Consider the following 20,440-nt stretch of genomic DNA (forward strand, 5'->3'; position numbering starts at 1 on the left):
GCAGCCTGACGGATAACTGATAACGGATAACGGACAACGGATAACCGATAACTGACAACCGCCAGCTGATAGCACCAGCCGGGCCGATAGCCGACAGCCAATAGCCATCTACCAACATGAACTTCGAAGCCGTCCGGGAAGGAGTGGGAATCGCCCTCGACGCCTTGCGATCCAACAAGGTGCGGGCGTTCCTCACCATTCTCGGGATCGTGATCGGCGTTGCGACGGTGATGGCTATGGCGGCCGTGGTGACCGGTCTTCGCTCGGGGATCATGAGCGAGATCGAGGCGCTGGGGCCGAACAACTTCATCGTCGACCGCTACGACGGCACGGTGATCCAGGTGAACGACGGCTCCCAGCCGCCACCCTGGCAGGGAAAGCCGCCGATCACCCTCGAGGAGCAGCGCTTGATCGCCGCCCTCCCGTCGGTCCAGACGGTGGCGGCGGCGGTGAGCGCCTCCGCCGATCTGCGCTGGCGAACAGAAAACGTCCCCGGGGTGAACATTCGTGGACAGAGCAGCGAGTGGCCCGATTACACCCAGGGGGAGTTCATCGCCGGGCGCAACTTCACCCCCACCGAGGAGGATCGGGCCAGCTCGGTCGTGGTGCTCACCGAAGACCTCGCGGAATCACTCTTTGAGGGAATCAATCCGATCGGCCAGGACGTGCGGCTGAGCGGCGAGCTGTTCCGCGTCGTCGGAGTCTACCGGCCGCGCCCCAACATCTTCTCCGGCAACGCCGAGGTCTGGGCTGTCGTACCGCCCACGGTCGCGGTCAAACGGCTCAATGCGAACGACGAGTGGCTCAGCTTGCTGGTGGTGCCGAAGGCCGGGTACACCCAGGAGCAGGCGATGGACGAGGTGACCGTCGCTCTGCGAACCGCGCGCGGCCTCCGGCCGGCGGACGAGAACAACTTCGCTCTGATCCGCCAGGAAGCGATCAGCAACATGGTGGGCCGCTTCACCGGGATCTTCGCCCTGGTGATGCTCGTCCTCTCCTCTATCGGATTGATGGTGGGAGGGGTGGGGGTGGTGGCCATCATGATGATCTCCGTGACCGAGCGGACACGGGAGATCGGCGTGCGCAAGGCGCTGGGCGCGACCCGAACGGAGATCCTCTGGCAGTTCCTGGTGGAGGCGATGACGGTGACCGTGATCGGCGGTCTTATCGGGATGATGATCGGCGGCGGTGGCGCGTTGCTGCTGTCGGCGCTGACCCCGCTCCCCGCCTCGGTGCCGCTCTGGTCCATCGCCGCGGCGCTCGCGGTGTCGGCAGTGACGGGCATCGGCTTCGGGCTTTACCCGGCGAACAAGGCAGCACGGCTCGACCCGGTGGACGCCCTCCGCTACGAGTAAGGTCTGCCCGCAGGGTGCGCGAGCGCGAGACCTCGTTTATCTTCGCGGTCTCGCGTTCTTTTGTGTACCCGGAGCAGAGCCCAGATGACGGAAACCACCGGTGAGCCGCTGGCGCCTGAAGTAGACTTGCTGGCGATCGCCGCCCATCGCGACGACATAGAGTTGCTGTGCGGAGGCACGCTCGCGCGCGCCGCCGCCCAGGGATACCGAACCGGCATTCTCGATCTCACCCGCGGAGAGATGGGGACGGCTGGTGACGCCGACCTTCGCGGCCAGGAGGCAGAGGCTGCCGCGCGGGTGCTGGGCCTGACGGCTCGCCGCAACGCGGGCTTCCCCGACGCCGCGCTGGAGAACACCCCCGAGACCCGGCTTCACGTGGCGCGCTTCATCCGCAGCTTTCGGCCGCGCGTGGTGATCATCCCGTTCATGAACGGGCGTCATCCCGACCACCGCGTTGCCTCCCAGCTCGCGTACGACGCCTGTTTTCTCGCCGGGCTGGGGAAGCTGCCTGTCCCCGAGCCGGTTCACCGCCCCACCAAAATCCTGTACACGCTCACCTACCGCGAGGAGGCGATCAAACCCACGTTCGTCGTGGACATCAGCGACCACATCGAGACGAAGCTGGCGGCGATCCGCTGCTATTCCTCGCAGTTCGACGGGAAGACGTGGGCGGGAGAGGTGTTCCCCGGCGGGGACAGGCCGCTGTACGAGCAGGTGCGGATCCACGCCGCACGCTACGGCTCGTTGATCCGCACCGAATACGGCGAGCCCTTCTACACCGCCGAGACCATGGCGGTAGACGACGTGGTTCAGCTCGGCGTGCGAAGCCTGTAGCTCAGAGGGGGACCTTCTCGCCGCGCGGATGGCACTCCACCTGGATGAGCAGACGCTTCCAGCTGGGGACGTCACTGCCGCCCACCCGAAGCACGGTGGCGGACGCGGCTCCCCCGCGCAGCATCCAGGGGGCGAGCCAGGCGCTGATCTCGGGAGGGAGGTGGCCGAGCGGATCCCCACCGAGGCGGTGGACCCACACGACGGGCTCGTCAGCGTCCGGAGGATCCGGTATCAGGACCAACTCGTCGCCCGCCGCGGCCGCACGCACGGCCTCCGAACGGCGAGAAAACACCGTTCCGTGGACCGTCGTGCGGAATGCTGTCGGCTCATCCGCGCTCGGTTGAAGGGACATGGGGAGAAACGAAGCGAAGGGGTCGTAAATGCAGAACCACAACTGCAATGTATCCCCTTCGACGGGAGCGTTCAACCACGGAGATGGAGCGCCACAGCACGGAAAACGGCAATCGAAACTTCGCTGTCCCGGACGGTTATTAGATTGTCTCGGACCACGACGGGAGCAGTCCTCATGAACTCGATCTATCTCGACAACGCGGCAACGACTCCGATGCGGCGGGAGGTGCGGGAAGCGATGCGCCCCTACTTCTCGGAACGCTTCGGGAATGCTTCGAGCCTGCACCGCTGGGGCCGCGAGGCGCGCACGGCGCTGGAGGAGGCGCGCGAACGCCTGGCGTCCGCGATCGGGGCTCAGCCGAGCGAGATCGTGTTCACCCGGGGCGGCACCGAAGCCGACAACCTGGCAATTCTCGGCCGCTCGCGGCTGATGCGCGGAAGCCCCGTGGTCTGCTCGGAGATCGAGCACAAGGCGGTGCTCGCCACGGCTCGCGCGGCGGAGGGGGAGGGCAATCCGCTGCGATTGCTATCGGTTGACAGCGCTGGCCGTGTGGACCCGGAGGCGCTGAGCCCGCTCCTGGACGAGGGCCCCGCCGTGGTGTCGGTGATGTGGGTCAACAACGAGATCGGCGTGGTGCAGCCGGTGGACGAGCTAGCCGCGCGGTGCGCCGCGTCCGGCGTGGTGTTCCACACCGATGCGGTTCAGGCCCTCGGCAAGGTGCCGGTCCGCGTGGACCGGGCGCCCATCGACCTGCTCTCCCTGAGCGCGCACAAGATCGGCGGTCCCAAGGGTGTGGGAGCCCTGTTCATCCGCAGCGGCGTGGAGCTCGTTCCGCTGATCCACGGCGGGGGGCACGAGCGTGGGATGCGCGCCGGAACGGAGGACGTAGCGGGGGCGGTGGGTCTGGCCGTTGCCGCCGAGCTCGCCGTGGCTGAACAGGCAGAATTCGCTGAGCGGATCGGCGCCCTCCGGGATCGATTGGAGAAGGGCCTGCGAGCCCGGGTGCCGGATCTGGTGTTGAACGGTGCGGCGGCGCCGCGCGCGCCTCACATCTGCAACATGTCGGTGCCGGGCGTGGCCAACGAAGCGCTGCTCGTCTCGCTGGACCTGGAGGGAATCGGCGCTTCCTCAGGGTCCGCATGCTCTAGCGGAGCGATCACGCCCTCGCACGTCCTGCTCGCACTGGGTCTGGCACCGGAGGTCGCGGCCCCGTCGGTGCGTTTTTCCCTGGGCCGCGATAATACCGACGCGGAGATCGACCGCGTCATCGCAGTCTTCCCGCCGCTGGTCGAGCGTCTGCGCGCGCTGGCGGCGGCCACCGCCTGAAGGAGCAGGACCTTGGAGAAGCGGACCGTTCTGGTCGCCATGTCCGGAGGCGTCGACTCATCGGTTGCCGCCGCGCTGCTCGTTGAGCAGGGTCATCGCGTGATCGGCGTAACGATGAAGACCTTCTGCTACTCGGAGCGCGGAGGGCCGACGCGGACGTGCTGCGGGTTGGACGGCATCATGGACGCAAGGCGGGTCGCCGATCGGCTGGGGATCCCCCACTACGTCTTCGACGTGGAGAAGGACTTCACCCGGGACGTGATCGACGACTTCGTGGCCGAGTACGCGGCGGGGCGCACGCCCAACCCCTGCGTGCGCTGCAACGGGAACACGAAGTTTCGCGACCTGCTGAAGCGCGGTGCGGCCCTCGGCTGCGACGCGATCGCCACGGGACACTATGCCCGCATGGGCGCGACGCCGGAGGGGGAGCCGGTGCTCCTGCGGGGCGTGGACCGCAACAAGGACCAGGCCTACTTCCTCTGGAGCCTCCCACGGGAGATCCTGCCCAAGCTGATGTTCCCGCTGGGAGAGCTCACCAAGCCCCAGGTGCGGGAGCGCGCCCGGGAGCTCGGTCTCTCCACCGCGGAGAAGCCGGAGAGCCAGGAGATCTGCTTCGTTCCCACCGGCAACTACGTGGACGTGCTCGAGGAGCGGCTGCCCGCCAGCCACCCGGCACTGTCGGAGGGGAACCTGGTTACCCCGACCGGCGAGGTGATCGGCCGACACGATGGTTACGCCCGCTATACGGTGGGTCAGCGGAAGGGCCTCGGGGGTGGGCACGGCCGGCGCCTCTATGTGCTCGGCTCGCGGCCTCAGACCCGCGAAGTGGTGGTGGGGAGCTGGGAGGATCTGCACCGGGAGGAGATCTCGGTGGGCGAGATGAACTGGCTGTCACGCCCTCCCGCGCGCGGCGACAGCGTCTCCGTGCAGATCCGCCATCACTCCGCGGCCGCGGACGCCGAGGTCCGCAGCATCGAGGGGGATCGGCTGGTGGTGCGGTTCCGTGAGCCGCAGCGTGCAGCGGCGCCGGGCCAGTCGGCAGTGGTATTCGCGGACGACGTCCTGCTCGGCGGCGGCAGGATTGCCGCGTAGTTACCCCGACAGTAGTTACCCCCGAAAGATTCGCGTCCCGGCCCGGCTGGATGCGGGTGGGACGCGAATCGTCGTCTACTTGATTTCCTGCGATTTCGCCAGCAGCTCCCTGAGCTGCTGATCGGACAGCTCCATCAGCGCCGCCTCCGCTTCCACCAGGTCGCCCTGATAGCGTACGGTGCGCGGGCGGCGCGTTCGATCGGTGGCGCATAGAAAGACGAGCTGCCCAGTCGTCGGCAGCCCGAACTGTCCCGTCGAGGCGTACACCTCCCACAGGACGAGATCGTTGTCGATAAACTGGCGAGCCATTTTGCAGGGTGATCAGTATTTCATGTCCGCGGCGGCCGCGAACTCCCGCATCAGCCGCTCTTCCTCCTCGTCGAGCTTCTGTGGCACGGTGATCTTCACCTGGACATACTGGTCCCCCCGCTTGCCTCCCTTCTCGACCCCCTGCCCCTTGATGCGGAACCGGGTGCCCGACTGCGTTCCCGGCGGTACCCGCAGTACGACGTGCTTCCCGTCCACTGTGCGTACCCGCACCCGCGACCCCAGCGTGGCCTGTGCCACGTTGATGGGAACGGTGCAGTAGAGATCGAGTCCCTCCCGGCGGAAGAAGCGGTGCGGCCGCACGCGGAAAGTCAGGATCAGGTCACCCCGCGGTCCACCCCCGACACCCGGCTCACCCTGCCCGGACAGCCGGAGCTTGGAGCCTGTGTCCACGCCCGCCGGCACCTTCACCTGGATCTGCTTCTGCTGCCGCAGCTGGCCCTGCCCCTGGCAAGTGGGACAGGGTGTCTTGGGAATGACTCCCTTGCCCTGACATTGAGGGCACGGCCGCGTCACCGCGAATCCACCCGAACCGAAGGTGACCGTCCCCGTGCCGCGACACTCCGGGCAGGTGATGGGGCTGGTGCCAGGCGCCGATCCACTGCCGCCGCAGGTGGAGCAGGTCTCCGTAATCGGTACGGTGATCGGCAGCTTTCCTCCGCGCGCGGCCAGCTCGAACGGAATCTCCACCGTGAATTCGACGGTCGCGCCGGGCTGCGGACCCTGCGGCCTCGTCCGTCGCCTGCCGACGTCGAAGATGGAGCTGAACAGATCCCCCAGGCCACCCAGGCCGCCGAGATCTTCGAAGGAGAAGGTGGTTCCCCCTCCGCCGCCGGGCGCACTCGTCGAGAAGCCACCCCGCCCGCCGCGGCTGCCCGCCATTCCCGCAAATGCGCCATAGCGGCGCATCTGGTCGTACTGCTTTCTCTTGGCGTCGTCGGAAAGGACGGAGTAAGCCTCCGAGATCTCTTTGAACCGCTCCGCGGCCGCGGCGTCATTCGGATTCGCGTCCGGATGGTACTGCTTCGCCAGCTTCCGGTACGCCTTCTTGATCTCGGCGGAGGTGGCGTTCTCCGATACCCCGAGGATCTTGTAGAAGTCCTTCGTCGCTGTCGTCGGCATAACTTGTCAGGCTGACGCGGCCCGAGGGGGAGGGCGGCCGCCACGGCGGCCGCCGGATGATCAACCGCTGTGCTTGCGTACCTGTACCCGGGCCGGGCGCAGCAGATGCCCCTGGAAGCGATATCCCTTCTGGAACACCTCTCCCACCGTGTCGTCCTCGTGCGGGTGCTCGGTGTCGGCGGTCATGAGCGCCTCGTGGTGCTCCGGATCGAAGCGGGCGCCGCGCGGCTCCAGACGCTCGAGCCCGGCCGCCTCCAGCGCCCGGAGGAGCTTTCGCTCCACCATCTGCACACCCTCGAGCAGCGCAGCCACTGTGGTGGTCTCGGGCGTGAAGTCCGCTACCCGCTCCAGGTCGTCGATCACCTCGAGCAGGCTGCTCACCAGCTTCCCCTGGGCGCGAACAGCATGCTCCGCGCGCTCCTTCTCGGTCCGCTTGCGGTAGTTGTCGAACTCGGCGGCGAGTCGAAGGTAGCGGTCGCGCAGCTCCTCCAGCTCCGCGTCCCGATTGGCAGCAGAGCTCGTCGCCTCGGCGCTCTCCTCGGCCCGGGCGCTCACCTCATCGACACTCGCGGTCGGCGTCTCCCCGTCTTCGGCTTGCGGCGGGGTGGTGGCGGTGGGGCCGTCCGGCTCGCCCGCCGGAGGCTGCGGCGAACGCTCCTCCTCGGTTCGATCACTTCTCATTTCAATCGAGGCCTCGTTGGAAAGCAAGTAAAGCGACGGCACCCGGGTGGCCTCAGACCACCCGTGTACCGCCGGCGAAGTCTCGCCCGCCAGGGTGCAAGGCGGGTGCCATATGAAACCGCCAAAACGGCAGAAAGTTCACGCCAGTTGCTCCTCGATCCAGTCGGCGATCTCCCGGATGACCTCCTCGCGACGACGCTCGTGAAGAGGCTCGTGAAAGGACTCGGGATATTCGACGATCTTGCTGGATCCGCGGAAGCCGCGGGCGACCTCTCGCGTTGCGCGGGAGCTCACCACCCGGTCCTGCAAGGGAAGGAGCAATAGTACAGGGATCTCCACCTTTGCGGCATCCCGCGCCGCAGCGCGCATTGCAGCGCGCATCTCGGTATAGAGACGAGGGGTGATCCGGTCGTGCACCAGGGGATCCGCTCGGTAGGCAGTGACCTCCTCGGCATCGTGGGAAAGGTCGGCGGGGTCGATGCCGTTCGGCAGGGGAAGCGCTGGGGCGACCCTGGACAGCACCGAAGCGAGGGCATCGAGGCTCGCCGGGCGGGTTGGCGGCAGATCGAGCGCGGGGGCCGAGAGCACAAGGGCGATGGGATCTCCTGCGCGGCGCGTCTGCACGGCACGGAGGGCGATGAGGCCCCCGAGCGAATGGCCGAACAGGATCTCGGGACCGGATCCCGGACTTTCGGATCGCAGCTCCTCGAGGTCGCGCAGGTAGTCGTCGAAGCGGTGGACGTGCCCCCTCCTCCCCTCGGACACTCCGTGACCGCGCAGATCGGGCACCAGGACCGAGACCCCGCGCGCGGCCAGGGCGTCCGCCAGGTGTTCATAGCGCCCCCCGTGCTCGCCCAGTCCATGGACCACTCGCATGCGTGCTCGCTCCGAGTCCGCCTGCCAGATCCGATGGCGCAGGACCAGCCCGTCGGCTACGCGAAGGCTGCGCGCTCCGGTGCCGAGGGAGGGAGTCGGCTTACCCGCCGACACGGTCATTCGCGAGGACCAGCGAGCGGTAGTTCCAAAGGTAAACCGCCATGGAATAGACGGTGAGGATCACCGCCACCGAGAGGACCACGACGGAGAAGGCGAAGTGGAAGCGCGTCCACCCGTTCCAGACGGGCCCGTCCCATCCGCGGCGGTTGGCCTCTGCCAGGAGGGCGTACCAGAGGATCGAGGAGCCGATGAAGACGTTTTGGAAGACCGCCTTGTACTTTCCCGATGCGCCGGCAGGGATCACCACGCCGCGGCGAGCGGCCCAGCTACGGAAGAGGGTGATGAACAGCTCGCGCCCGAAGATCACCAGCACGATCCACAGCGGCAGCCTGTCACCGAACCAGGGAAAGGTCGAAGTGGGTCCGGGGCGGTGAGAGAGGATGTAGAACGGAATGAGGGTGGCGGTCAGCAGGAGCTTGTCCGCGATCGGATCGAGGAGCTTGCCGAGGTTGGTGATCAGCCCGCGGGAGCGCGCCAGGTGACCGTCCCAGAGGTCCGAGATCGCGGCGACCAGGAAGACCACGAACGCGAGCAGCCTGGCTCCCAGCGACTCGATGAAGAGCAAAGGGACGACGACGATCGCGAGGAAGATCCTCGCGATCGTGATCAGGTTCGGCAGGTTCAAGCAGCGCTCCTAACCACCGGATGATCCCTTGTCAGCTAAGGGATTTGATTACCTGCTTGCTGACCGCCTTCAACGTGTCGAATACACCGATGCCCCGGGTTGCGACCGCCTCGAAACTCGGTACGGCGGTCGGATTCAGGTTCGCCTCCAGCTCCGCTACCGGAACGATGTTCGGGAGATCCCGCTTGTTGTACTGGATGGCGAACGGCATCTCCCGTGGATCCAATCCGTACTCGGCGAGGTTCTCGTAAAGGTTGTGCATCGACTCGATGTTCGCATCGAGCCGCTCGATCTGGCTGTCGCTCACGAACACCACCCCGTCCACTCCCTTCAAAATGAGCTTCCGCGAGGCGTTGTAGTAGACCTGCCCCGGGACGGTATAGAGGTGGAACCGAGTCTTGAATCCACGGATCGTGCCGAGGTCCACGGGCAGGAAGTCGAAGAAGAGGGTCCGCTCGGTTTCGGTGGCCAGAGAGATGAGCTTCCCGCGTGTGGTCGGCGCGACCTTCTCGTAAACGTACTCCAGGTTGGTGGTCTTCCCTCCGAGCCCCGGCCCGTAGTAGACGATCTTACAGTTGATCTCGCGCGAGGCGTAGTTGATCATCGACATGGCGGTATCCCCTAGAGACTTCCGAAGAGACGGTCGATCTCGCTCTCCGCCTCGTCGAGCCAGGAGGATTCGAGCTGAGCCATGCCTGTAGAGGCCGATCGGTCGAACAGCTCGGCGACGATCCCGGACAGCTCTCGAACTGCTGCCCGTGCCTTGATACGAATCATACCGAGAGTGGCTTCCTCACCGAACAGGGCTACGAGAATGACGCGCCGTCCGACGTCCGCGAGATACATCGACTCCTTCTCCCCCTGATGAAAGAGCGAGGAGAACTCCTGCTCGCCCATCAGCGACGCGAGCTGGTCGTTGGCTGAGAAATCGGCTGCTGCCAGCGAGGCGAAGGCGGTGGAGTCGAAGCCGTGGATGTCTCCCGCGCCCAGAATCAGCTGCCCGTTGCGATCGACGAGCAGCGCGGCGTGAGCAGCCGATCCGGCGAGAAAGGCGTCGAGAACCTCTCGGATCCGGCGGGCATCTTCTTCCTGAAAGGACCAGCTGGCAGACCGCTGGCTCATCCAGCGATCTCCGTGGATGGGTTGCGGGCGGCGAGCCCTTCCTCCATGCGGGCGAGAATGGCCGCGGCGCGCTTCCGGATGAGCGGGCGGGGTTCGGATGCGATGAAGTCGCGCAGGAGCAGCACCAGGTCTACCGAGGCCGGGCGACCCTGGATGTACCCGAGCGCAGCCAGCCGGCGAAGCGGGTGCGGGCTGAAGAGATCGCGCTGATGCCGGCTGATCTGATCACGGACCAGCAACGCGCCGAGCGCCGCGGCCGCCGCCACCGCCAGCACCGTGAATCCAGCTGTCTTCAGGACCCGCTTGGTATCCATCGCAACCATCGCTCGAGAACGGGACGCGGCGACTAGAGCTCTCTCCGTCCGTGGAGCGCCTCCACGATCGTGACGCCGTCAGCGTACTCCAGGTCCCCACCCACAGGCAGCCCGCGCGCCAGGCGGGTGACACGGATCCCACGAGGGGCGATCAGTCGGTGGAGGTAGAGCGTGGTGGCCTCCCCCTCCACGCTGGCGTTGGTCGCCAGCACCACCTCGCGAACCGGCGTACCCTCACCGAGGCGATCCAGCAGCGACGCCACGTTCAATTGGTCGGGACCGATCCCGTCCAGCGGCGACAGGCGTCCTCCCAGAACGTGGTACAGCCCCTGGTACTCGCCGGTCCGCTCGATGGCGCCGATGTCCGCCGGTTCTTCGACCACGCAGAGCAGCGACTGGTCACGCCGCGGACTCCGGCAGATCTCGCAGATGTCGTGCTCGGTGTAGTTTCCGCAGCGGGGGCATGCGTGCACACCCCTGGCGACCGCGACGATCGCCTCCGCCAGACGATCGGCATCTTCCGGCGACGTCTTGAGCAGATGATAGGTGAGACGAAGCGCCGTCTTCCGACCGATTCCCGGAAGACGGGCCAGTTCGTCCGTCAGGCGATCGATCAGCGACAAACGGCCATCCCCGCCGGGCTAGAGTCCGGGTAGCTGGAAGGGAAGGCTGAACCCGCCGGAGACCTTCTTCATCTCCTCCTCGTACACCGCGGATGCCCGATTCTGCGCCTCGGACACGGCAGCCAGCACGAGGTCCTCCAACATCTCGACGTCGTTTGCGTCGACCACGGACGGATCGATGCGGACTGAGCGGATCTTCCCGCGTCCGTCGGCCGTAACGGTCACCATCCCGCCACCGCTCGAAGTGCTCACCGTCCGCTGGCCCAGCTCCGCCTGAAGCTGGGTGAGACGGGCCTGCACCTGCTGGCCCATCTGCAGGATCTGCTGAAAGCTATCGGTCATCACTCCCCTTCTTCGGACGCGAATCTGCAAATGTACCCGGCCCGGCGAGAGGCTCGCAAGTCGCACACCCGCCGCGGATCAAGCTCAATCAATGAGCTCCAGGTCCCATTCTTGTACCGCCGCCGCCAGGAGCGGTTCCTCCTCCACGAGGCGCCGGAGGCGCTCCTGACGGGCGGTTTCGGCGGTGATCCGTCCGCCCGCAGTGGCGTGCTCCGCGCTCTCCGAAGCGCGCAGCTCCAGGCGCACGGATCGGCCGAGACGCCGTTCGAGCGCGACCTCCAGCGGCCGTCGCGAGGACGACTTTCCGAGCCGGTCGAGCAGCGGCGACCCGGGAGGGACGTGCACGGCGATGGTGTCAGCGGACGCCAGCTCCAGTCGGGCGGCGCGGAGCATGAGGCTGGTGCCGGTGGGCACGCCTTCACCCTCCTCCAGCACGCTACGCCAGGCAACGCGCACCTTGCTCAGTTCGAGCGGGACGTCTGCCGCGGATCGCCCGCCGGGCTCCGCCTCCCTCTCCGGCGCAGGGCCCGTCGAAAAATCCGCTGCAGGAGTGGACGATGCCCCCGCCGTCGCGGCCGGAGCGTCAGGCGCGGGCTCGCGACCGCCGCCCTGGTGCCGGTCATCGTCCCGGGTCGATGAGACGCGGGAGGACGAAGCCCGGGAATCAGCGGCCCTCCCCCCCGTATCCCTTGCCGGCGCCACTACCGCCGGCGTCATCGATGTGGGAGGAGTATCGGCAGGGGCGGGCGGCGGCTGGTCAGGAGGTGCCGCCCGCCCCCACCCGGGGTTTGCGGCACCCTCCGCGGGGCGGCCCCCGCCGTCTCCACCGACTCCGCCCAAGGCGCGCAGCACATCCTCCAGCTCCACCGTGGCGTCCATGAAGCTGAAGCGCAGCAGGAGTAGCTCGATCAGGATCCGCTGCTGGCCGCTCTTGCGGAACCTCCCGTCGGCGTCGAGCTCCGCCACCTGCGAGAGCATGCGGAGCAGGTCACCCGGCGCGAACCGCTCCGCTCGCCCGCGGTAGGCCTCACGCAGCTCCGGACGAACCTCCACCCCCTGCTCGTTGCCGAGACGGATCATCAGCAGTGCGCGCAGGAAGTCCGCCAGGCCGCGGTAGAACTCCGCCAGGTCGTGCCCCGCGTCCAGCAGACGGCCGACGTAGGCGAAGACCTCGGCGTGGCGACGGCCGGCGATGATGTCCATGAGCTCGAGGTAGAGCTCGTCGGCGACCAACCCCAGCACCCGCGCCACATCCTGCGCCGTGGGAGCGCCCTCCGTGAAGGAGAGGACCTGGTCGAGAAGCGACAGCGCATCGCGCATTCCCCCGTCCGCCTTCTGCGCGATGGGGAGCAGCACGTCATCGCTGGCCTCGATTCCTTCGCCGCGCAGCACCTCCCGCATGCGCGCCAGCAGGTCCATCGTGCCGATGCGATGGAAGTCGAAGCGCTGGCAGCGGGAGAGGATCGGCGGCGCAGCCTGCTGGATCTTCTGCGGCTCGGTGGTGGCAAAGACGAAGATCACCCGCGGCGGCGGCTCCTCGAGGATCTTGAGGAGCGCGTTCCACGCCTCGCGGGTGAGCATGTGCGCCTCGTCGATGATGTAGACCTTGTAGCGATCCTCCTCCGAAGGGGCATACATCGCCCGCTCTCGCAGGTCCCGGGCGTCGTCGACACCCCGGTTGGAGGCCGCGTCGATCTCGACCACGTCGAACGAGGTCTTGCCCGCCCAGATCTTCTCACAGGATTCACAGACGCCGCACGGCTCCCCTTCGGGGCTCCGCTGAGGGCAGTTCAGCGCCATCGCGAGCACGCGCGCCAGGGTGGTCTTCCCTACCCCGCGGGGACCGCAGAAGAGGTAGGCGTGCGCAACCCTGCCGCGCTCCACTGCCGAGCGCAGCGTGGCCGAGACGTGTTCCTGCGTCGCCACTTCCGAGAAGCGGCGCGGGCGGTACGTGCGTGCGAGGGCGGTACGGGACAACGGTACTCCGGGGTTGGAAGCGAAATGCCAGAAGCCTGAGCCAGGAAGTCTCCACCGGAGAGGCGGACCGAGCCCCTGATCAATATTCTCGGCCGCGCCCTCCGGATTGATATCGAATCCTATACTCCCCAGGCGTCCTCGAGGTGCTCGACGCGCGGAGAGGTGTCTGGGGCGAAGGTGATCGCTATGGCATCGAACCGGTACACCTCACCGGCGCGACCGTGCGCGGCGATCCAGGCGTCCGCCACGGCGGCGATCTCTCGCTGCTTGTGACGGGTGATGGCCTCCAGAGGATGGCCGAAGCGGCCGCTGCGCCGGGTCTTCACCTCGACGAACGCGACGACCTCGCCGCGACGCGCGACGAGGTCGACCTCCCTCCGCCCGACCCGGTAGTTGCGGTCCAGGATCTGCCAGCCCTCCGCCTCCAGCCGCTCGGCCGCCAGCGCTTCGCCCCGGTCACCGAGGGGGCTGCCCATGACGGCGAGTCAGTCGCCGGCGCTGGCGGGTGCGGCGATCGGGGCGGCGAGCTCCCGGCCGATGGCGCGCGCGATCGCGTCGATCTGGCGCACGAGGTCCCGGAACTGCTCCGGGTAGAGCGACTGCGCTCCGTCCGAGAGGGCGTGCTCCGGATCGGGGTGCACCTCCACGATCAGGCCGTCGGCGCCCGCCGCCACGGCAGCGCGCGCCATCGGGATCACCTTCGAGCGGATGCCCGTACCGTGGCTGGGATCGGCAATGATGGGGAGGTGCGAGAGCGACTTGACCACCGGTATGGCCGTGAGGTCGAGCAGGTTACGGGTGTGGGTATCGAAGCCCCGGACCCCGCGTTCGCAGAGGATGACCTGCCCGTTCCCTTCCGCCAGCAGGTACTCCGCCGAGAGGAGCAGGTCCTTGATGGTCGCGGCCATGCCGCGCTTCAGCAGCACCGGTTTCCCTGCCCGACCCGCGCGCCGCAGCAGCGAGAAATTCTGCATGTTGCGGGCGCCGATCTGCACAATGTCCGCGTACTCCGCGACCAGCTCCAGGCTCTCGGAGTCCATCGCCTCGGTAACGATGGCGAGGCCCGTCTCTTCCCGGGCCCGGGCGAGCAATTGCAGTCCGCGCTCCCCCAGCCCCTGGAACGAGTAGGGCGACGTGCGAGGCTTGAACGCTCCCCCGCGCAGAACGTTGGCGCCCGCTTCGCGCAGCTGGTGCGCGATGCCGATGATCTGCTCCTCCGACTCCACCGAGCAGGGACCGGCCATCAGCACCACTTCCTCACCGCCGATGCGCACGCCATTCGTCAGCTCGATCACCGTCGGCTCCTCCCGCCACTCGCGGGAGACCTGCTTGTACGGCTGCGAGACGTGGATGATCTCCAGAACGCCCGGAAGCGCCTCCAGGCGAGCGGCGTCCACCTTTCCGTCGTTGCCGATCAGCCCGACGGCGGTGCGCTGCTTCCCGGGAATCGGCGCGGCCTCGTAGCCCATCTCCCGGATAGTGTCAACGACCGCTTGGATCTCCTCCGCGGTCGCGCTGTGTGCCATGACGACGAGCATGCTGCAAATCCTTCCGGTGAGGCAGCCTTACAGGGGTCGAGGCAATGTAACATCCTCACGCGGACGGGGACCAGCGCCGCGGCTGGCGGTCCGGTCCCCAGGCCTCAGGTCGCGACCGGCTGAGGGTCCCCCGCGTTCCACCGACCCAGCAGCTCCACCCCCACGATCGACGAAACGCCCGGCTCCTCCATCGTCACGCCGTACACCCAGTCCGCCGCTTCCATGGTGCGCGGGTTGTGGGTGATGACAATGAACTGGGTCTCCGCCTTGAAGTCCTCGAGCAACTGGATGAAGCGCCCCACGTTGGACTCGTCCAGCGGTGCGTCCACCTCGTCGAGCACGCAGAAGGGCGACGGCTTCACCAGGTACAGGGCGAAGAGGAGCGCCAGCGCCGTGAGCGTCCGCTCCCCTCCCGAGAGGAGGTGGATGCGCTGCGTGCGCTTACCCCGCGGCGAGGCCTGGATCTCCACGGTAGACTCCAGCGGATCGTCCGGGTCGGAGAGCCAGACGTCGCACTGGCCTCCCTGGAAGAGCGACTGGAAGACCCGGTCGAAGTTCTCGCGGACCGCGGTGAAGGTCTCCATGAAGACTTCCCGAGCGGTGCGGTTGATCTGGCGGATCGCGGCGATCAGGTCGTCCCGCGCCGCGATGAGGTCGTCGCGCTGCTGGTGCAGGAAGGCGAGGCGCTCCGATTCCTCCTCGTGCTCCTGGACCGCCAGCGAGTTGACCGGGCCCAGCGACTCCAGCTGCTCGGCGATTTCCCGCAGCTCCTGGCGCCACTCCTCCACCCCGCCCTCCTCGATCTCCCGCGCCGATTCGACCAGGGCGTCCCAAGGGCGGCCCCACTCTACCTCCAGCCGCTCCACCGACCGCTCGGCGCGCGAGCGCAGCTCCGCGAGGCGCAGCTCGAGCCGGTGGCGCTCCTCCGCCGCCGCGGTCTCGCGCTTCTGAGCGGCTCGGGCCGCTTCGTTTGCGCTCTGGAGCGCGGCCTCGAGCTCGCTGAGGCGAGCGTCCAGCGAGGAAACCAGCGCTGCCTCGCGATCCCGGTCGGCGAAGAGGCGTTCGATCTCCGCGCCGGCTTCCCCGCTCACCCCGCCGAGCTGTTCCAGGCTTTCACGCAGCTCCGCGACTTCCCGTTCGATCGCCTGCTGACGGGCCGCCGCGGCGGTCGAGCCCTGCTCGGCGGCGTCGCGCCGGCGCTCGGCCTCCCGCAACTCCGCTTCCGCCCGTGCGACCGCGACTCGCAGCTCCGACTCCTGGTCGCGCGCCTCTTCCCAACTCTCCTCCAGCTCCGCCAGGCGCTCCCGCGCGATCTTTTCGGCCTCGGCCGCGCCTGCCGCCTCGTCCGTCAGGAGCTGCATGTGGGCATCCAGGCCGGCGAGGTGCTCGGCGGCACTGGCGGCGCTCCCGCGCAGACCGGCGAGCGACTCCGCCGCACGCTCGCGATCTTCCCGCAGGCGGCCGAGATGATGGGAATGCGAGGCCGAGTCCAGCTCCAGCCGCTTCAGCTCCTCCTCCAGACGGCGCCGCTCCTCTTCGGTGGCCGCCGCGCGTTCCTCGGCCGCGGCCAGTGTTCGCCGCAGCTCATCCCGCGCCGTCGCGATCGCCTCCTGCTCCACCTCGAGCTGCACGAGCTCGCGGCGCATGCGTGCAAGCGTCTCCCGCCGGGCGAGGATGCCTTCCCCACCGCTCCGCGCCACCAGGCGGATCATGCCGCGCGCATCCACCACCTCCCCCTGGCTCCCGACCCGGGGGGCCGTCTCACCCGCCGTGAGAGGATCGCCTGTGCCGTCGAGCCGCACCCCTTCCAGCAGGACCCTGGCCCACGCCTCACCACCGCGCCCTGGCGTGTCCTTCAGCACCGGTGCGTCGAGCGGAAGGAGGGTGAGCGAGCCCCCCTCCGTCCACTCCCCGTAGAACCAGTCGCGCACCCGGGCGGCGGCGCTCGAATCCTGCACCACCACCGCCTGGAGGAGGGGCCCCAGGTACTGCTCGACCCGCTCGGGATCCACGTCGTCGCCGATCGCCGCGGGGAGGAAGTCGGCGAGTGGGCCGAGTACCCCTCCGGCACGTCCGAAGCGGCTCATTGCTCCGGCCACGGCGGGGGCGAAGCCCTCGTAGCTCTGCTCGAGCGCTTCGCGCGCGCCTACCTGCGAGGCGAGGTGCGACAGCCTGTCCTGCGCCTCGCGGAGGCGCTCACGGATATCGCGCTCCTGCTCGCGGATCGTCTCGATCTCCGCTCGGGCCTGCTCCACCCGCTGTACACTCTGCCGCAGCTGGCTGCGCACCTCGTCGGCCCGCGCCCCGAACAGCTCACCCTGCTGCTCCAGCGCGGCGAGCTCTGCGGCGAGCTTTGCCTCCCGCTCGGTGACCTCGGCGGCGAGCTCCTCCGCCTCCCGCTTCCGCCGCAGGGTGCCCGCGCGCTCTCCATCGAGCTCGGCGATCTCGCGGGCAAGCTCCCGTGCGCGCGCCGACGCGCTCTCCGCCGCGGCGCGCTCGGCGGCCACGGCGCTCCGCAGCGACTGGTTTCGCTCGGCACGCTCCTCGAGCTGGTCACGCAGCGTCTGGAGGACGGCGGCGTGCCTGTCGATCTCCTCACGTGCCCGCTCCGCCTCGCGGGCGAGCGAAGCCTCGCGTCCAGAGAGGTCGCCCCGCTCCCGGATCAGCTCCTGGATACGCAGCTCCGCGTGTGCGCGTCTCTCGTTGGCGACCAGCAGCTCCCTCTCCCGAGAATCCAGCCGCGAGCGGATCTCCTCCAGCCGCCTGCCCGCCTCCATCCGCTGGCGCCCGACCTCCGTGGCCTCCATCCGAGTTGCCTCCGCCGCACCCTCGGCCTCGCGACGTTCGCTGGCGGCCGTCATCTCCTCGCGCTCCAGCTCCCGCCGTCGCGCTTCGGCGGCCTCCAGCTCGCCGGAGAGGCCCTCGAGCTCGGCGATCGCAACCGCCACCTCGAGGTCCAGGCGGCGCATCCGCATCTCCTCGTAGCGCTCGGCGCGCCGGCGCTGCCGGGCCAGGCTCCGCACCTTCGACTCCACCTCGGCGATCAGGTCCTGCAGCCGGGCGAGGTCGGCCTCCGCCGCCTCCAGTCGCCGTGTCGCCGCCTGTCGACTGTCCTTGTAACGGCCGATTCCGGCGGCTTCCTCGAAGAGCAGCCGCCTCTCCTCCGCGCGGTCGCTGAGGAGAGTCTCGATCATGCCCGCCTCGATCACCGCGTAGGCGTTGGAGCCGAGGCCGGTGTCGCGTAGCAGGTTGTGGATGTCGCGCAGGCGGCAGGCGTTGCGGTTCAGCGAGTACTCGCTTCCGCCTTCGCGGAACACCTTACGGGAGACTTCGATCTCCGAGTGCGGGAGGGCCACACGCCCCCGATCGTTCTCGAAGAGCAGGCCCACCTCGGCGTGGTGGAGCGGCCGGCGGCGGGTGGTCCCCTGGAAGATTACCTCCTCCATCTTGGCGCCGCGGATGGCGCTCGCCCGCTGCTCGCCCAGCACCCAGCGGATGGCGTCGGCAATGTTCGACTTGCCGCAGCCGTTCGAGCCGACGATCGCGGTGACGCCCGGACGGAACTCGAGAACCGTCCGGTCGGCGAACGACTTGAATCCCTGGAGCCGGAGGGACTTCAACCTCATAGCTCAGGGGAGGCGGGGGAACCGAAGCGCGGGGTGAGACGGGGATTCAGCCCGACCACGCGTAGCTGCTCGGACAGTGTCCCGGCGGCGGCTGAATCGGGGAAAGCACCGGCGTAGATGTACCACCGCAGCCCCCCATCGGTGTAGGGGACGGCCAGGGGGTAGGCGGGTACCTGGCGGGTGAGGAGCGAGTCCACCGCCGCGTTCGCGGCGCCTCGGGTGTCCATCTCCCCGAGCAGCAGGGCGTACCGCAGCTCCTGGACGAGGCTCCAGTCGCCCGCCGCCTGCTGTGCATCGATGGCGCCGCTCGCGACCAGCACGTCCCGGGTCTCGGCGGCCGCATCGGCGCTGGGGAGAGCTCCCGCCATCACCTTGTAGTAGGTGACTCCCTGTACATCCTCAGGGGTGATGTAATACAGCACTCCGGGGAGCTGAGCGCGCAGCTCCCGCAGGCGATCGTAGGCCTCCTGGAAGGAGCCGTAGGCAACGACCCGGACGGAATAGGGCAACGGCTCGCCCAGAGGACGCGGCACCTCGCGAGCGCGAATGGGGGCGGGCGAGCCCTGGGCGGTTTCCGCCGGTGCGGTGGCCCAGGGCAGAAGGTCGGGCCGGACCGTGGCGACGACGTATCCGATGGCCGTGATCACCGCCGCCGCGAGAAGCAGCCACAGCAGCATCACCCCGATGCGATGACCCGGGTGCGGGACCCGCGGCGGAGGCGGAGGGAGATGAACTTCCTCAGCTTCCGCCTCGACCTGCTGGCTGCGGGGCAGATCGGCCTCCTCGACAGGCGCCGAAACCGCGTCCGCTTCCGCGAAAGACGTCTCCTCCTGGGGCATCTCCTCGCTCTCCATCGCGGCAGCCGCAGCTACCGTCTCTCCGCGGGGCGGCACGAGCACCCCGTGAACCGTCGCACCTCCCAACGTCAGCGAAGCCACCTGGTCGGGATCGCGCGGCATTCCGAGCAATAACGCCTGGTCCACCCGGGTGGCGAGCGCTTCCAGATCGCCCATGCCCGCGGGAGCGAAGATCACCAGCGTAGCCCGCGAGTGTTTGAAGCCGTCAATCAGCTTGGACCAGCGGGGGTTTCGAAAGACTGCCTCGACGTCAGGAGTGTAGGTGCCGGTGGGGATGAACTTGAATTCGCGTCCGGGAACGTCGCGCGTACATCGAGCCATCGACGCCCCGTACAGGAAGAGATCCACCACCCCCTCGAGCCCGTCCCCACCCAGCTCCACCTGGAGCACGGGGCTCTCCAGATGGAAATCGGCAAGGACCACCTTGCGCCCCGTCGAAGCCCAGGCGTCGCTCAGCTCGATCGCCGTGCGCGCCGCCCAGTCCTGATCCACGTCTCCGACCAGCAGCAATACCACCGAGGGCAGCTCCCCGGAGACAAACGGCGGCCCGGCATCGCCCGCCGGGTCGTAGACAATCGGCGGCGGCAGGTCGGCGGGATCCGTCCACCTGGATGATTCGGGATCGTTCATCAGCGCTCGATGGTGAATTGGGCGCTGCAACTTACCGGTCGCCCGAGGCGAGCGGCAAGCGTTTCAGCGGGATTGCGGCAGGCCTGCCGGTGTCGTCGGCGCCGTCAGAGCGCCAGGACGTCAACCGGAGGCGAGGTCAGGAGGCAGTGCGCGGCTCGAGCACGTGCAGCGGAGCATCGCCCCAGAGGCGCTCGAGCTGGTAGAACTCGCGGGCCGCCGGGTGGAAGACATGGACCACGAAGTCGACGTAATCCACCAACACCCAGCGTCCGCCTCGCATTCCCTCGACCCCGGCCGGCCTCACGCCCTCCTTCTTCAACTCATCGACGAGGTGATCGGCGATGGAGGTCACGTGCGTGTCGGACCGGCCGCTGGCGATGAGAAAGTAGTCGGTGGCCGAGGAGATGTTGCGCAGGTCGATGAGGTTCACGTCGACGGCCTTGCGATCGAACAGCAGGTCGATGGCGCGTGAGAGTTCCTGCGGTATGTCCGGCAAACTGGTAGAGCTCATCGCGTTACGTTGTGATCGACGGGATCGATCGCGCTGTAGGAGGCGATCGCCACTCGAGCCGCACCCGGGCCATCGCTGCAGACTAGCCGTTGAAACGCCCAGGCGCGAAGAACCCTCGCCCGAGGCATTCTTCGCGCCTGTCGTCCGAAGCAGAGCTGCGGCACTTGCCGGACCGCCCTGGCCCAACCAA

Annotated in this window: 22 protein-coding genes; 4 read left to right on the plus strand and 18 right to left on the minus strand. The window is 68.1% G+C overall.

Features of this window, described 5'->3' with window-relative positions:
• Positions 1–116: 116 nt before the first annotated feature.
• Both VF167_13365 and bshB1 read left to right on the plus strand, forming a co-directional pair.
• Positions 117–1,355 carry an ABC transporter permease gene (locus tag VF167_13365; GenBank protein ID HEX6926404.1) on the plus strand — a complete coding sequence of 413 codons (1,239 nt, stop codon included), beginning with the start codon at positions 117–119 and terminating at the stop codon, positions 1,353–1,355.
• An 84-nt stretch (positions 1,356–1,439) separates the two neighbouring features.
• Complete coding sequence (gene bshB1, locus VF167_13370) at positions 1,440–2,189, plus strand: bacillithiol biosynthesis deacetylase BshB1 (protein HEX6926405.1); 750 nt, start codon at positions 1,440–1,442, stop codon at positions 2,187–2,189.
• 1 nt (position 2,190) lies between these two features.
• Here bshB1 and VF167_13375 read toward each other — a convergent pair whose 3' ends face one another.
• A complete protein-coding gene (locus tag VF167_13375; protein ID HEX6926406.1) occupies positions 2,191–2,541 on the minus strand; it encodes a hypothetical protein in 351 nt (116 codons plus the stop codon).
• Positions 2,542–2,715: 174 nt separating this feature from the next.
• Between VF167_13375 and VF167_13380 the strand changes: the two genes are divergently transcribed.
• Positions 2,716–3,867, plus strand: coding sequence for a cysteine desulfurase family protein (locus VF167_13380; GenBank protein HEX6926407.1), 1,152 nt, complete (start codon positions 2,716–2,718; stop codon positions 3,865–3,867).
• A gap of 12 nt (positions 3,868–3,879) precedes the next feature.
• On the plus strand, positions 3,880–4,959 hold the full coding sequence (gene mnmA / locus VF167_13385; protein HEX6926408.1) for a tRNA 2-thiouridine(34) synthase MnmA: 1,080 nt from the start codon (positions 3,880–3,882) through the stop codon (positions 4,957–4,959).
• A gap of 75 nt (positions 4,960–5,034) precedes the next feature.
• Here the strand turns inward: mnmA and VF167_13390 are convergent, their stop codons facing one another.
• The 17 genes from VF167_13390 to VF167_13470 all read right to left on the minus strand — a co-directional run.
• The gene (locus tag VF167_13390; protein HEX6926409.1) at positions 5,035–5,268 is read right to left on the minus strand and encodes a hypothetical protein; all 234 of its coding nucleotides are present in this window, start codon (positions 5,266–5,268) and stop codon (positions 5,035–5,037) included.
• 12 nt (positions 5,269–5,280) lie between these two features.
• Entirely contained in the window at positions 5,281–6,408 is a 1,128-nt protein-coding gene (gene dnaJ, locus VF167_13395; GenBank protein HEX6926410.1) for a molecular chaperone DnaJ, read from the minus strand.
• A 60-nt stretch (positions 6,409–6,468) separates the two neighbouring features.
• Positions 6,469–7,089, minus strand: coding sequence for a nucleotide exchange factor GrpE (gene grpE, locus VF167_13400; GenBank protein ID HEX6926411.1), 621 nt, complete (start codon positions 7,087–7,089; stop codon positions 6,469–6,471).
• A 138-nt stretch (positions 7,090–7,227) separates the two neighbouring features.
• Positions 7,228–8,085 (minus strand): alpha/beta hydrolase, encoded by an 858-nt coding sequence (locus VF167_13405; protein ID HEX6926412.1) that lies wholly within the window; start codon positions 8,083–8,085, stop codon positions 7,228–7,230.
• Complete coding sequence (pgsA, locus tag VF167_13410; protein ID HEX6926413.1) at positions 8,066–8,710, minus strand: CDP-diacylglycerol--glycerol-3-phosphate 3-phosphatidyltransferase; 645 nt, start codon at positions 8,708–8,710, stop codon at positions 8,066–8,068. Before pgsA ends, VF167_13405 begins: the two co-directional genes overlap by 20 nt.
• Before the next feature lie 31 nt (positions 8,711–8,741).
• A complete protein-coding gene (locus VF167_13415) occupies positions 8,742–9,320 on the minus strand; it encodes a GTPase domain-containing protein (GenBank protein HEX6926414.1) in 579 nt (192 codons plus the stop codon).
• Between the two features lie 11 nt (positions 9,321–9,331).
• A complete protein-coding gene (locus VF167_13420; protein ID HEX6926415.1) occupies positions 9,332–9,832 on the minus strand; it encodes a roadblock/LC7 domain-containing protein in 501 nt (166 codons plus the stop codon).
• Positions 9,829–10,146 carry a hypothetical protein gene (locus VF167_13425; protein ID HEX6926416.1) on the minus strand — a complete coding sequence of 106 codons (318 nt, stop codon included), beginning with the start codon at positions 10,144–10,146 and terminating at the stop codon, positions 9,829–9,831. Before VF167_13425 ends, VF167_13420 begins: the two co-directional genes overlap by 4 nt.
• A gap of 32 nt (positions 10,147–10,178) precedes the next feature.
• Positions 10,179–10,769, minus strand: a complete 591-nt coding sequence (recR, locus tag VF167_13430; protein HEX6926417.1) for a recombination mediator RecR — start codon at positions 10,767–10,769, stop codon at positions 10,179–10,181.
• A gap of 18 nt (positions 10,770–10,787) precedes the next feature.
• Entirely contained in the window at positions 10,788–11,111 is a 324-nt protein-coding gene (locus tag VF167_13435; GenBank protein HEX6926418.1) for a YbaB/EbfC family nucleoid-associated protein, read from the minus strand.
• 84 nt (positions 11,112–11,195) lie between these two features.
• The gene (gene dnaX / locus VF167_13440) at positions 11,196–13,088 is read right to left on the minus strand and encodes a DNA polymerase III subunit gamma/tau (protein ID HEX6926419.1); all 1,893 of its coding nucleotides are present in this window, start codon (positions 13,086–13,088) and stop codon (positions 11,196–11,198) included.
• Positions 13,089–13,207: 119 nt separating this feature from the next.
• Positions 13,208–13,564, minus strand: a complete 357-nt coding sequence (locus VF167_13445; protein ID HEX6926420.1) for a YraN family protein — start codon at positions 13,562–13,564, stop codon at positions 13,208–13,210.
• Between the two features lie 9 nt (positions 13,565–13,573).
• The gene (gene aroF, locus VF167_13450) at positions 13,574–14,626 is read right to left on the minus strand and encodes a 3-deoxy-7-phosphoheptulonate synthase (GenBank protein ID HEX6926421.1); all 1,053 of its coding nucleotides are present in this window, start codon (positions 14,624–14,626) and stop codon (positions 13,574–13,576) included.
• A 104-nt stretch (positions 14,627–14,730) separates the two neighbouring features.
• A complete protein-coding gene (locus tag VF167_13455) occupies positions 14,731–18,252 on the minus strand; it encodes an AAA family ATPase (GenBank protein ID HEX6926422.1) in 3,522 nt (1,173 codons plus the stop codon).
• The gene (locus VF167_13460; GenBank protein ID HEX6926423.1) at positions 18,249–19,739 is read right to left on the minus strand and encodes an SPOR domain-containing protein; all 1,491 of its coding nucleotides are present in this window, start codon (positions 19,737–19,739) and stop codon (positions 18,249–18,251) included. The genes VF167_13455 and VF167_13460 overlap by 4 nt, the downstream gene beginning before the upstream one ends.
• A gap of 136 nt (positions 19,740–19,875) precedes the next feature.
• Positions 19,876–20,250: a ribosome silencing factor gene (rsfS, locus tag VF167_13465; GenBank protein ID HEX6926424.1), complete on the minus strand. Its 375-nt coding sequence runs from the start codon at positions 20,248–20,250 to the stop codon at positions 19,876–19,878.
• Positions 20,247–20,440 (minus strand): hypothetical protein (locus VF167_13470; protein HEX6926425.1); only part of this gene is annotated, 194 nt, incomplete at its 5' end. The genes VF167_13470 and rsfS, both read right to left, overlap by 4 nt.

It is taken from the genome of Longimicrobiaceae bacterium, from assembly GCA_036375715.1.
Classification (GTDB): Bacteria; Gemmatimonadota; Gemmatimonadetes; order Longimicrobiales; family Longimicrobiaceae; genus DASVBS01.

Coding starts and splice junctions, on each gene's coding strand:
- VF167_13365 (HEX6926404.1), top strand. CDS start 117: ATGAACTTCGAAGCCGTCCGGGAAGGAGTGGGAATCGCCCTCGACGCC.
- bshB1 (HEX6926405.1), top strand. CDS start 1,440: ATGACGGAAACCACCGGTGAGCCGCTGGCGCCTGAAGTAGACTTGCTG.
- VF167_13375 (HEX6926406.1), bottom strand. CDS start 2,541: ATGTCCCTTCAACCGAGCGCGGATGAGCCGACAGCATTCCGCACGACG.
- VF167_13380 (HEX6926407.1), top strand. CDS start 2,716: ATGAACTCGATCTATCTCGACAACGCGGCAACGACTCCGATGCGGCGG.
- VF167_13390 (HEX6926409.1), bottom strand. CDS start 5,268: ATGGCTCGCCAGTTTATCGACAACGATCTCGTCCTGTGGGAGGTGTAC.
- dnaJ (HEX6926410.1), bottom strand. CDS start 6,408: ATGCCGACGACAGCGACGAAGGACTTCTACAAGATCCTCGGGGTATCG.
- grpE (HEX6926411.1), bottom strand. CDS start 7,089: ATGAGAAGTGATCGAACCGAGGAGGAGCGTTCGCCGCAGCCTCCGGCG.
- VF167_13405 (HEX6926412.1), bottom strand. CDS start 8,085: ATGACCGTGTCGGCGGGTAAGCCGACTCCCTCCCTCGGCACCGGAGCG.
- VF167_13415 (HEX6926414.1), bottom strand. CDS start 9,320: ATGTCGATGATCAACTACGCCTCGCGCGAGATCAACTGTAAGATCGTC.
- VF167_13420 (HEX6926415.1), bottom strand. CDS start 9,832: ATGAGCCAGCGGTCTGCCAGCTGGTCCTTTCAGGAAGAAGATGCCCGC.
- VF167_13425 (HEX6926416.1), bottom strand. CDS start 10,146: ATGGATACCAAGCGGGTCCTGAAGACAGCTGGATTCACGGTGCTGGCG.
- VF167_13435 (HEX6926418.1), bottom strand. CDS start 11,111: ATGACCGATAGCTTTCAGCAGATCCTGCAGATGGGCCAGCAGGTGCAG.
- VF167_13445 (HEX6926420.1), bottom strand. CDS start 13,564: ATGGGCAGCCCCCTCGGTGACCGGGGCGAAGCGCTGGCGGCCGAGCGG.
- aroF (HEX6926421.1), bottom strand. CDS start 14,626: ATGCTCGTCGTCATGGCACACAGCGCGACCGCGGAGGAGATCCAAGCG.
- VF167_13455 (HEX6926422.1), bottom strand. CDS start 18,252: ATGAGGTTGAAGTCCCTCCGGCTCCAGGGATTCAAGTCGTTCGCCGAC.
- VF167_13460 (HEX6926423.1), bottom strand. CDS start 19,739: ATGAACGATCCCGAATCATCCAGGTGGACGGATCCCGCCGACCTGCCG.
- rsfS (HEX6926424.1), bottom strand. CDS start 20,250: ATGAGCTCTACCAGTTTGCCGGACATACCGCAGGAACTCTCACGCGCC.